8 protein-coding genes and 1 tRNA gene are annotated in these 12,321 nt (G+C 55.3%); 1 reads left to right on the plus strand and 8 read right to left on the minus strand.

Annotated features, from left to right (window positions below; all coding sequences use genetic code 11):
• Nucleotides 1–391 precede the first annotated feature (391 nt).
• The 5 genes from F624_RS34805 to F624_RS34815 form a co-directional block, all read right to left on the minus strand.
• Complete coding sequence (locus F624_RS34805) at nt 392–1,660, minus strand: hypothetical protein (RefSeq protein ID WP_157443394.1); 1,269 nt, start codon at nt 1,658–1,660, stop codon at nt 392–394.
• 565 nt (nt 1,661–2,225) lie between these two features.
• Complete coding sequence (locus F624_RS0108970) at nt 2,226–4,313, minus strand: ATP-binding protein (protein WP_019573957.1); 2,088 nt, start codon at nt 4,311–4,313, stop codon at nt 2,226–2,228.
• Nucleotides 4,310–5,671 (minus strand): SIR2 family protein, encoded by a 1,362-nt coding sequence (locus F624_RS0108975; protein WP_019573958.1) that lies wholly within the window; start codon nt 5,669–5,671, stop codon nt 4,310–4,312. Before F624_RS0108975 ends, F624_RS0108970 begins: the two co-directional genes overlap by 4 nt.
• A 265-nt stretch (nt 5,672–5,936) precedes the next feature.
• Complete coding sequence (locus tag F624_RS34810) at nt 5,937–6,245, minus strand: hypothetical protein (protein ID WP_157443395.1); 309 nt, start codon at nt 6,243–6,245, stop codon at nt 5,937–5,939.
• A 4-nt stretch (nt 6,246–6,249) separates the two neighbouring features.
• Entirely contained in the window at nt 6,250–6,417 is a 168-nt protein-coding gene (locus F624_RS34815; protein ID WP_157443396.1) for a hypothetical protein, read from the minus strand.
• A gap of 360 nt (nt 6,418–6,777) precedes the next feature.
• On the opposite strand from F624_RS34815, the gene F624_RS0108985 reads away from it, so the two are divergent.
• Nucleotides 6,778–9,561 carry a reverse transcriptase domain-containing protein gene (locus F624_RS0108985; RefSeq protein ID WP_019573960.1) on the plus strand — a complete coding sequence of 928 codons (2,784 nt, stop codon included), beginning with the start codon at nt 6,778–6,780 and terminating at the stop codon, nt 9,559–9,561.
• A 686-nt stretch (nt 9,562–10,247) separates the two neighbouring features.
• Here the strand turns inward: F624_RS0108985 and F624_RS0108990 are convergent.
• The 3 genes from F624_RS0108990 to F624_RS0109000 form a co-directional block, all read right to left on the minus strand.
• Nucleotides 10,248–10,526, minus strand: coding sequence for a hypothetical protein (locus tag F624_RS0108990; protein ID WP_245573596.1), 279 nt, complete (start codon nt 10,524–10,526; stop codon nt 10,248–10,250).
• A 34-nt stretch (nt 10,527–10,560) separates the two neighbouring features.
• Nucleotides 10,561–11,547 carry a hypothetical protein gene (locus tag F624_RS0108995; protein ID WP_019573962.1) on the minus strand — a complete coding sequence of 329 codons (987 nt, stop codon included), beginning with the start codon at nt 11,545–11,547 and terminating at the stop codon, nt 10,561–10,563.
• A 622-nt stretch (nt 11,548–12,169) separates the two neighbouring features.
• Nucleotides 12,170–12,260: transfer RNA gene (locus F624_RS0109000), tRNA-Ser, on the minus strand.
• Nucleotides 12,261–12,321: the final 61 nt, after the last annotated feature.

Here is a 12,321-nt window from a genome sequence, read left to right on the forward strand (position 1 = left end):
CTTCGGGGTCTTTTTTGTTAACATGGAAAATATTATCACAAGAGTCAATCACCTTAACCAAAAACTCAAGCAACATAGTCAATCAGAAATTTGCAATTCGCAATTAAATCCATCAAAACAATTTAAATCAATACACAGCAAATACATAGAAGACATCACCAATCAGAGCAAACACACAGAAAAACACAAAGCAATAATCAACAAATGCAAAGCCACGCAGACAATACGGATCGCCCACCACTAATCGCAGGTGATCATCTACACCACCTTATCCTTAAGGCTACTGCCTCTTTGGGTGGTCTCGCACCCCAACCATATGCCAAAATACTGCAAAATTGAACGACTACAATACACTAACCACAGAGAATCCTGCTTAGTCACAGCAGAAAAATCAATCAGACAAAATAACAAATTTGTCTATAAGCTTATCAAGCCAATTTTGGCTATCATTCAAATTTCGCTCCGACTTAGAATCAAGAACGATCAACAAATTGTGATTTTCAGGATCACGCCTCAACGGCCAAACAAAATCCTTACCATCAAGACGGGCATACCAACATTCGAGCAAGGAATCTACTGTAGGAAAAGGAGCTCCGGCCGCCCATAATTCTTCAAGTGTTGTATGAACAAATTTAGATCCAGTTCTATCCCTAAAAGGGACCGCCTTCAGCTTACCTTTTACATTCTTTATTTCAGCGCTCCCTCCCCACGGTTTGACCGACCACTTCTTCGAATTAATTAAAGGAACCATCTTATCCGCGGGCAATTCCTTTACCTCATACACCTCACTTTCAGCATACCCAAATAATTTAAAAAATAGATTCTTACTTACAACCAGTGACACGCCTCGCTCGCGAGAATTTTTAATAATACGTTTTGCATCAATAAACGCCCTTGCTTTACAGAAGTCTTCAGAAAACAATTCCCAACAAAAGGAGGCATCGGCAATAGGATATTCACACTCATCATCGACCACGACCAAACCCATATTTGCCATAAATAAAAAACCTCCCTCCGACGTCAAAACTCCGCTATCGAATGATTCGAAATCTCCACGGAAATATGGATTCAGCAATTCCACATCCAAACACATCTCCTTCAACTGACGCATCACACCTTCACGACGAAATTTTCGCTCCCACTCACACCCCGAATAGTCCGCCTTAGTCCAGGGAACAGGAATCCAACACGAATACAAATTTTCGTCAGGGAGTTTAGAGAATATAGGAATTAATTCCTTATTAGTCTCATCCCAGTAATTTGAATAATTTTCAGAAACAAATTGATAGTACTCGAAAGCAAACTTACGGTAATCCTCTATCGTCATTAAACTTTTAAACTTCGAAATCGATGAAGCAGCCTCCAAATCAACAATTATCTTATCTACAACGCTCAAAAACTCATCGTCCTTCGGCAACGCAAGATACCCCGACCATGTAGGTCGAGATTTAACAGCACTAAAAAGCCAATTACCACCTTTTGCAGCTCGAATCCCCGATGCAATCGGAACCGGCGGATACGCAATATCGACGTAAAAATCAACAAGCTGCTTAATTGAGACAGATTTCATGAGACTGAGAACTTTTAAAAAACAACCCAAAATAGTCAAACCTATTAATTGCAAACAAAGCAATTCAGCTTTCAGAGCAACCGCAGCCATGGACTTGCATCCGAGTCATTAACATCACAAGCAATGGAATGAACGCCCCACTAGTTGTCAGCGTCAACAATACTGCCAAGTGAGGGCGTTGATCTTTCACTTGAACCGAGAGGGGCGTCCACTGTCTTGCATGTCCATTTACAAGGGCAAAACGTCAGCATTCATTACAGATCGCCTGAAAAAGTGGTCGCAAGTGGATGCTGGGGCGCGTCGGTGAGCCAACGTTTCCACCATCGCAGCCAACGAATTCATCACTATTCATCGCAATTTGTGCCATCGGTTTCCTTCCTCTTGAGCGGGCTGTGCTTGGCTAGATCATCTCGGATTCTGCGCAGCACGTGTCTCTGAACTCTGCCGAATGGCAACAAAGGCTGGTTGCAGCCCTTCCGACAAGGCCTACCAACCGGCTGCTCTCGATCCTTAGCGATTTTTGGACTCGCCGATCTCGTTGACGAAAAGCGGTAGCTCATGTCTGATCTGTCATTGAGTGGGGCACGGGAGCAAAATATTGGTAAGCCGCAGTTGTCGCTAACTAGCGCGTTCGCTGTTCAGCGCATGGTGAACATCAACCCTGCGTTTGCGATTCAACTTGCTGCCAGTCATCCGCAATAGCCTTCCAATCCACGGTGCGTTCTGTAGCTTGCCCTGCACTGTCCTTGCCTGACCACACCGCCCAAAAGTCCGGATCGTCTGACTTTGGGCGATGATGTTCGAGCAGCGCGTTCATCTGCACTAGCACAGGCAGCTCCGACGCCCATCCCAGCAAGATGGCGTGGCGGGATGGTAGCGAAGGCAAGTCGCGCAGCAGACCACGCAGGTTGTCAGGCACTAGCTTATGCACCAGCTCCTGGTCCCGGTCGTTGCTGATGCGGTGCAGCAGGTAGCTATTACACTGGGACAGCACGGTTGGCGACAGCTCGCTGGGGCGCTGCGAGGACAGGACCAGACCCAGCCCGAACTTGCGCCCTTCACGGGCGATCTTCTCGAACACCTGGCAGCAAATAGCTGCTGAGTTCTGGTTTTCCGCGTCGTCTTGGTAACGTTTGATGAAGGTGTGTGCCTCTTCCATCACCAGCACGGTGGGCAAGGTCTTTCCGTGGTGTAACTTGCGGTAGCGCTGTAGCGCCTCCAGCGTCATGCGGGCGATCACGGCCGCGATGATGTGCACCACCTCGGCAGGTACTAGTGAGAGGTCGATGACGGTGACCGATCCGTTGGATGCCTGATTGTCACCGATGTAGTTGCGCAGCCAGTCGTCCAGCGTAAGGTCTTGGGCGGTGCCTGAGACGATCTTCATGCGGCTGTCAGACAGCAGGGTGCGAATTCGCATCTGCATGGTCTCGACGTACTCGGAGACGCCGAGCAGTTCAGCCGTGGCTTCGACGCTGCGGAGAAGCTGGTCGCCGGTAAATGGGCGCGGCACATCGGCGTCGATGGGTAGTATGTCGGTGTCACTGCCACCGAAGGTGGCGTGCGCGGACTGGATCAGCGACAGAAGTTCGTCGATTTCGCCGCGCGTGAACTCGTAGGTTGGATATTGACCGGTGCGAGCATTGATCAAGCCTGTGAGCTTGTCCCGGACAGCAGCGAGTGCCGCCTTTTCGTCGTGCGAGAAAGAGTCCTGGTCAGCTAATCCTTCCTGCCATTTCTTTAGCTTTTCAAAGAACCCCTTGGGTTGGGGGAACCGACCCCATGGACTACCTGCATTGCGTTCTAGCTGCAGGATGCTGACCAAGGTGCGTAGATAGCGGCGCATTTCATGGCTAGGAGTGACCGTGGCGCCAAACACGCCGTCACGGACTGATCGGAGTGCCTGCACAAGGGTTGGTCGCTGGGTCTTGGAGCTGGCTTGGGTGAATGCACCCCATTCAGCGCTGTTCCAGAACCACAGCGGGATCTGCAGCTGTTCCACGCCTGCGCTTGGCTCAACGGCAAACACTCGCACCTTGCTCATGTCGCGGAAGGTGTTTGCGTACTCGCCGTTAGGGTCGAGTAGGATGAAGCGGGCATTGGGGTCTGCGCCGCCCCGGGCTTTGCTGGCTTCATCCATCGACCAACGGATCAAACCAGCGACCGAGCAGGACTTGCCGCTGCCGGTGTTGCCCAGTACAGCGAGATGACGGCCAAACAGGCGATCTGGGTCGATTCTGACTTCAGCATTGGCGGCCAGTGGGCTTGTGCCAATTAGTACATGGCGGTTGTCGCCAGACTCGACGATGGCGCGTAGCTGGTTTTGCGTGGGCAACAGCACCGCATCGCCCACGGTGGGATAGCTTTCGACGCCGCGCCGGAAGCGATAAACGTCATGGCCCTTTGCGTCTTTACTTTCATACGCCAGTACCCCCAGCGGATTGAGGCTCATCTTGCGCAAGGGATAAGGCAAGTCCACCAGACCGAAGTCCTGCATACCCTTGCGCTTTGGGTACTGCGAGCGCTCAATGGTGATCCACTCGACCTGGGCGACCAGATACCCTTCGTCGCTTGGAATCAGCACATAGCCATTGATACGCGGAAAAGGGCGCGGCGTGCCGGTATTGAGCGCTACGCCGTCGGGTGCCTCAATGTCGAGTAGCACCTTGATCTCGTCGGGCGAGACAAAGTCGATGGAGCCGATGCGCAGTGAGTCGGCATAGGCCAGGGGCGACAAGCTCATACCAAATCACTCCCGTCGAGGGCATCCGACCCGGGTGCCAGTTGTTTAGCTGGCAGAGGTTCTGCCCCCATGCGCTGTTTGAGCAGTTCGCTCATGCGGAAGGTGGTTTTGTCGATGGCTGGCTTCGGTAGGTAATGCTCGGTCAGGGTGGTCAGGTCCGCCAAAGCAGGCCCAATCAACAGGCTGATCTGGGAGGGCCGGCCCAGCTCTTGGTAGGTTTGCATGATGCGGCCCAGTGGGTCGTCGTAGGAAATCACTACCAGATGCGTCGAAGGGATGGTAAGCATGTCGCGGATGACGCGATTGATGTGCTCATCGCCAAAGCTGTAGCCGTAGGTTACTAGCGTGCTGTTCGGGCGGCACACTGCAGCGGCAAGGTCGCGGAACAGCTCCACGTAGGGGTAGTCAGCGGTTTCCCTATCTTTGGCAGCGTTGGGATAGATCATCAGTTCATGCGCTGTGGCTCCACTCAGGCCGGGTGCCTGCAAATAGGGTTCAACGCTAGCAGCCCCAAACGGCAAACCAACGCGGCGAATGTCTTTGGCCGTCTGCACCCAGTCCACCGATCCATGCAGCTTGGTGTAGCGCGCTACGCCTTCCAGATAGCGGGGCTCGCCACGAATGCCGGGCGGGTTGTAATGCATATCCAGATCCAGTCGAGATGACCGGAAGATGGGCATGAGTTTGCCTAGGAAGCGATCCAGCAGGTGTAGTCCGGCCAACTCGGCGCCGGCCTCGATCAGCCGGTCGTAATTAGTGGTGAAGATGTTCAGGCGGTCTCGTACCCCGGTGCGGCTGGCAAAGCTCATCAAGAAGGTGACAAGGGTGTTGAAGGCCTGCTCGCGCTGCTCGTGGTCGGAATTGGCAATGCCTGCCTCGCTCGCAAGAATGGACTGCGCGAAAGCATACATGCCGCCTTGAAGTTCTTTGCGCAGGGCCTCCGACTCGCTGGTCCTCTGCAGGATTTCCAGGCCACGCAGCAATTCGTTGGCCACGCGCAGTTGGTCTTCTAGATTGCCCTTCTCACGCCCGGCCGCTTCGGAAGCCTCTTCTGCAGCTCTATCGATTTCGGTTTGATAGTTGGTTAGCGCCAACGCCCCCATGCCCGCAGCGCCTTTGCCGGCGGCCAGGTAATGAACTGCGTGGGTCAGCCCCGAGCCAGCGAGCAACGATAGATGCTCCGACTGGAACAGCGACGTCAGCCACGGTTCAACGCGGTTGCGCAGTTCTTTACGGCCGAATTCTTCACTGTGTAGCCATGAGACTTGCGAGCCTGTTTGAAGCTTGAACGATTCACCATCCGCAGTGAATACAATTGGTTTAGCGTCATCGCGCGTCTTGAGCGTATTGCTCGCCATTTTTCCTCCCTATGAAATACTTTGCACAGCCTACATCCAAGCAGCCCCATTGTGGCTGCTCGCAGCTAAACAGAGATTGATTTTGCCGGCTGGACGTCTATCTACGTGCTGATGCGATGTGCCGAGGAACGCCCCTCCTCTCACAGACTTACGAGTGGCAGCTACGCGTGAATCAAGTATCGATAACACGCACTTGTCGACACTCAGGTTGGCAGCATGTAGCAAAGCCGCCGATCGTGGGCGGCCGTTACTGGCCGAATTCCGCCTACTGAGGCGCATGCCAACCTAGCCCCATGCCGTTGTTTGCTACCTCTGCAAAAACAGTGAACTCACGATTCGCGATTCGGATGGTGCTGTGGCATACCTTGCCTCTCAGGTAGAGGATGACTGTATCAATGAGCAAATAGTCACCCAACTTCCGATGAACCGCTATCAGCACCGCTTGAATGCCGCGCTCCATGAAATGCGCCAGCAGCACAACTTGCGCCCGATCTTCGATGAGAAGACCATGTTCGTCAACTAGATTGGTCCACTCCACCTCTTCAGCACCTTCTGCTGCAAAGTGAGCACGCATGAGTTCATGAACGCGACGTGGATTCATTTTTCAGCAGTAGTTTGATGGGCGCAGTCAACGGCCGCTCCTGGCCGACATTAGCCTTCCGCAAGCATAGCGCCAAGGTCAGCAATCGCTGCACAGCCGCCTTCAAGCGGTTGATTTTGGCTTCAGGCTGATTGATGTCGCCCAAGCTTTGAGACTCAATGGCCGCTAGAGCTGGCACCGGTCATTCGCAGGCGCGCGCGCGGGATGGCCATAGCTAGAGGCATCGGGTGGCTAAACGATAGCTCTCTCGAGTGACGAATTGGTAGTACCAGCCCAGAGCACTCAGTCGTGACGACAGATTTGGCACCAGCTTGTAACTAACCCGTCGAAACGCCCCCTGCGAGAACCCGCAGCTTTTTCGATGCCATCTTGGAGAGAATCTCAAGTCGCAACGATGAGCCGTCGCGGTAGATTCGGTCGTACGCGCGCCGCGGGACAAGAGCCCAATTCAGGTGCACCTACAATCAAGCATCTTGCGCATACAGGATTAGGGAGTAAGAAAACAATGAACCTGTCTATTGAGGCACTGGAATGGAGTTTGCTGCATCACCGCCGGTACGGCGACACGGACCTATTCCCTCGTGCCTTCGAATTCGAGGTCATCGAGGCGAGGTGGCCGGAATACCGCAAGATGCTGGCTGACCTCGATCTCGCCACCTATACATGGCGAGCAGGGCGGTCTATGCTGTTCATGAAGGATCAAGTTTCTTTCCGCCGGGCAACTCAGTTCGAACCGGTGGATTCGATCCTGTTTGGCGCGTTGATCTGGACAGTCGCGCCGCAAATTGAGGCGCGACGCGCAGCTCGCACGCAGAACGCCGTCTTCAGCTATCGGTTCGAAGCTTCATCGACAGGTCAATTGTTTGCACCAGGTAAGGCCAAGCAAGCCTTTTGGACTCACACTGCCGACGCCTGTAAGGACGAGAAATCCTGGCTGCTGACAACGGACATTGCCGACTTCTACAACCAGATCCGACACTCGTCTATCAAGAGCGAGCTGGATGCCACGGTCTCGAAGAAGCACTCCGCTGTGTTTATGAAGGCACTCTCGGCGGTCCAGAAGAACAAGGAAGTTGGAGTTCCGGTGGGCCCGCACTCGGCACATCTGCTGGCTGAGCTTGTGCTCGCGCCATTCGACGAGCACATGCTTCAGCACAACGACCTACGGTTTCTGCGCTTCGTTGACGACATCCACGTGGCTTGCAAGTCCGAGAATGATGCCCGTGAGGTGCTGTACGAGATCGCGGACTACATGCACCGTCACTTGCAACTGTCTCTGTCTCGGCACAAGACGCAAGTCCTCAACGGCGAGCAAATGCGTGCATATGCGCGCACAGCTCTGGGCCCAACGGAAGGGACCTCCGATGAAGCGCCCCGCACAAAAATCGAGGTACTCGTCGAGGACCACACTTCAGCGGGGGACGATGAAGAAGTCGACATCTCTGGCCTGGATGAGGAGTCGCAACAATCTCTGAGCTCGGACAACGTCAGAGAGACTCTTGACGAGTTGCTCGACAGTGACACTCAGATCAAGCTTCGCAAGTACCTTCGCGGGCTGATGCATTTGCGTGCGCCCGGGGCGGTCGAGTGGGTGGCAGATCACTTGTATGAGATCTTGCCGGTGTTACCTCAAGCGATCGAATACCTGCACAACGTGTTGCCCCGCTATGGCGGCAACAAGAAGTCCATCTTCGAGGTACTGGTTAAGGCGCTACAGCAGCCGATCGTCGCGCGGTCTGAACACATGCAGACCCTTCTCTTGGCCATGTGCGTGCAGTTCCCGAATTTGGTCGATTTCCAGGTCATCAAGAAAATGTCGGGGAAGCTTCTGCCGGCAGCTCAGCGAGAGCTTGTGCTGCTAGCTGGTAAGCTTAAGCATCGTGCTTGGATTAAGGACTTTTCGGCTGTAACCAGCACTGCCGATCCATGGCTTCTGCGTGCGATCGTCGAGGCCGCAAAGTGCCTGAATGAAGACGAACGCCTACCCCTCAAGGTGCTGGCGGAGAAGGTTCTGGGCCCTACTTGGTTGCTTGAAGACTCGACACTACCGATCGGTAGCTCGCTCCACGATTCGCATCTCGCCCCGGAAGTCGTTCGCGAGGCCAGCAAGCTGGATGTGACTCTGACCTTGTCAGGAAGATCGTCTTCTGGATCACCACCAGACTTCTATGGCGGCACATTGAAGGACACAGATGGCATCAACTTTAGGCTTGAGGGCGTCGACCTACCGCGACTGCTTAACGATGCCAGAACGGGTAAGTTGGATGGCAACGGGCGAGTGCCAGACGTCGTCCAGATCATGCTCTCTGATGGTCAGTGCCTGTTCGAGAAATTGCCGGATGTCATCGTGGCGTCGCAGGCTATGACTGACGCCGACAACAATAAGCTAAAGGAGGTCTTAAAGAGCACCGACATATTGATCGTGACGAGCGCTGAGATTGAGAAGCGCGCGGTGCTCGCCCGGTTCACACCTCTTAAGGGTGAAGAAAAGATCCTAGTGGGTACAAGTAAAGGCGTGACATTTCGTTGTGGCCAGTTCGGCCGCTACTCGGCAGCACACGTGCACACGACGCAAGGCCCAGATGGCAGACATGGCGCAACACTAACGACGATGCTGGCTCTCTCGGGAACGAAGTTCAAGGCCTGCTTTGTAATCGGCATCGCCTTTGGCTTCGACCGAAAGAATCAGCGGCTCGGAGATGTGTTGGTTGCCGAGCAGGTACAGCCTTACGAGCACGCTAAAGTCGAGGGGGACGCAGAGCAATTCTCCAGCCGAGGTGCGCCCATTCAATGCGGGCTCGAACTGTCGAATGGATTCAGAAGCCGTATGGACGACTGGGAAAAGCATCGCACTCTCACTCGCGTGAAACTGCATCAGGGTGTTGTGCTTTCTGGTGCCAAATTGGTGAACAGCAAGCCGTTCCGCGACCGGCTCTTGGAGCAATTCAACTCACTCAAGCCGGTGGGTGGCGAAATGGAAGGCCACGCAACCTACGCCGCAGCTCAGGTCGGCAAGGTGGAAATCATTCTCGTCAAGGCGATCTGTGATTGGGCCGACGGCGACAAGGACGACAGCGCTCAGTTGTTCGCAATGGAGATGGCGGTAGACGCGTGCCAACACCTCCTGTCCAAGCCAGACATCCTGTCGGAGTTGAAGGCGAAGGACAGGGGCCTGCCCACGCATACATCGAATGAACTTCCAGATGTTTCTAAGGTGCTGGCAGAACCCAAGAAGGCACAAGCGTCTTTTGAGAACGATTATGAGGTGCCCTTTGACATTTTCGACTAGCCAGGCCTTACCGCGCTCGACACCAAGGAGCAGCCGAGAACGAGGGTGCTGTGGAGAACCCCAGCTCACGGGCACACTGACTACGGATATCGTCCGCAGTTCATTCAGTGTCAGCAGGCATTAAAACTACTCACTTGCGAGCAGTTACGCGACAGGAGCATTCTCTTGACTTCCTGCCAAAAATTTCATATCGGTTTCGTGTCGGGGCCACAAGCTCACCCGGTAGAGAATAACTCGCCGGCGCGACTACCTGCTTGTTGTAGTCCGGTGGCGGCAGTACATCGTAGATCCTCCGCTTATTCCAGCGCCTGTCGCTCATTTCAATGGCTGCTTGATGTCAGAGAGCATTGGTCGCTGGCGGCGGCCAATGGCAGCAACCGCTGCAGAGCCAACGTCCACCAGCGAAAGGCGACTCCAGGCCGCTGGTTTCGGTCATTTAGCCGATGATGAAGGGCCAGCAGCTATCGACCCACAGCTGCCCTACGTTCGACCAAATTCGCCACCCAAAACCTGACGTTCGCGATCAACGGCTGCGAACGTCAGTTACCGACCGATTCTGTTGAAAAGCCGTGTGGTCGCCGTCGCGTGCCGAGTCGACGTAGCGGCCGCTGCGCTGCCGGCACGAATCAACGACCGAGCGGGGTGCATTCCGCCAACACGACCTCAGTCGGTCGGCGGACGCAATGTCAATCGCGCTCTCGATAGCCGTCGACGTAGTGGTCGTGATGCTCTTCGCACAGGAACCCGAGTTCGACTTCGTACTCGGCCGGAGCGTCGCAAAACTCGCACGTCGCCGAGGCAATCCATGCGGCCTCGCGACAGGACGGACAGGTCCGAGCGTCGGCATCAAATTCATCATCGACGAACTCGAAGTCGGCAGGTCTGGTCGTCACACCGCAAACCGAGCAGGGCTCGGTCGTGTGCTCGATCTCTGTGCAGACACCATCGAACGGCGCTGCGTTCACGGCGCCGCCGCCAACCTCGGTCGCGAGTCGACCGCTACTCACGATGGACCCCGCGATTGAGCGCGGCGAGAAGCGCCGCGTCGCGCTCCCAGGCGGTCGAAAGACGCCACTGGGGACGATGTTTCATGGCCAGAGCCCGGAAGTCGGCGTCGATGACCTCGTGCACCAACGCGAACATCAGCGGACGCACGGGGCCGCCGTCGATCACGACCATGCCCGAAGTGAACTCCATAATGCGATCGACGAGCGAGTTCGCCCAGCGCGCGCCAGCGTCGAGCGCGAGCAACGCGATCTCCAAGGCGTCGGCGAAGTCACCTTCGACGACCAAGAGCTCAGCCAAGGTAGACAGCGCGTGCGGAAATTTGCCATCATGCGCGCGGAGCAAGCAATCGACCGCCTCGTCGCCGAGCGGCCGCTCTGAAGTGAGCAACAGCGCTGCGACCCAGTTTGCATAGACGTGGCCCTCGTCGGCGATTCGAATCATCTCTGCCGCGTCGGAATCTTCGGCCCAGCAGTCCAGACCACACAGCACGCGTCGATCGCGCTCTGAGCGCGCGCTGGCCCTCACATCGATGGCCAACACCTTGTCGAACGCCGCAACGAAGCGCCCGACCACCACCCCCCGCAGCTCGCTGACGAGCACGCCGTACGAACGGCCGAAGTGGGTCTTGGCGTACTCGTCGAGACGGCGGTTGCCCGACTCGATATGGGCGAACTGCTCGTCGGCCAGAGCTCGAATGTCGCCAACGGTATTCGCGTTGGAGGTGGCGCTCGACGGCAAGCGCATGTATTGATCACGAACCACCACCTTGGCCGCGTCAAACACACCCTGCATCTCCATGGCCTCCAACTCGAACGAGTTACGGGGCAGGAGCGCGACGAAATCGTATTCGCGAGGCGGCTTGCCTTCCTCCGACTCGTGCCGGATCGTGCGCATGAACTCCGACTTGTCGTAGCGTCGTCGGAACACCGGGTGGCGCTTCGCGAGCGCCTGGATGGTGAATTGAGGAACTTTGGCCATAGGGCCCTCCGGAAAAAAAATGCGCCGCCCCGCCGCTCGTCATCGATCGAGCGTGCAGATGATTGGAGGGGCCGCAGTTCTCGCCAGGGGGCGACGCGAGCGTCGCTGACGATGGAGGGCGAATGCCGTAGCCAGAATTTAGCATAAGCACAGGACACGCGGCGAACACGACGAGAGCACAGCCTTCGCGTCTCGAACTTGTGTTCGCAGCGGCGGCTGCCCCCCTCAGAACCAAGGACATCAAGTCCGGCAAGCTTGCCGGACTTGATGTCATCTGGTACTCAGTACAACACTCGGAATTTGGCTACACAGTGGCTACACGTCTCAGAAAAACAAAAACATCGCTACTAATTCGATAGCGCGATTTCCTTGTCTAGCTTGGTAGGGTTTGAGGGACTTGAACCCGCGACCAAAGGATTATTAGACCCACTCCAGGCCGGCATAGACATTCCCCTTGCGACCCACGGTCGCCCCCACGGCGCGCAAAGCAAGGGAGTAGACCGACGTGAGACAGGCGTTAACGTTGATCTCTATGGATTCAATTTGCCTACAGATTGCCTACAGGCACCCCAAAAACAAAAAAACCTTGCTACGTTTTCGGTAGCAAGGTTTCCTTGTGTACTGGAGGAGAGAGAGGGATTCGAACCCTCGATACAGCATAACTGTATATCGGATTTCGAGTCCGACGCATTCGACCACTCTGCCATCTCTCCGTGGTCCCGAAACACAGGATGCCGGTTTGAAGGGCTTCTTGTGCCGCTCTGCGCGAGACCG

The organism is Curvibacter lanceolatus ATCC 14669 (assembly GCF_000381265.1).
GTDB lineage: Bacteria > Pseudomonadota > Gammaproteobacteria > Burkholderiales > Burkholderiaceae_C > Curvibacter > Curvibacter lanceolatus.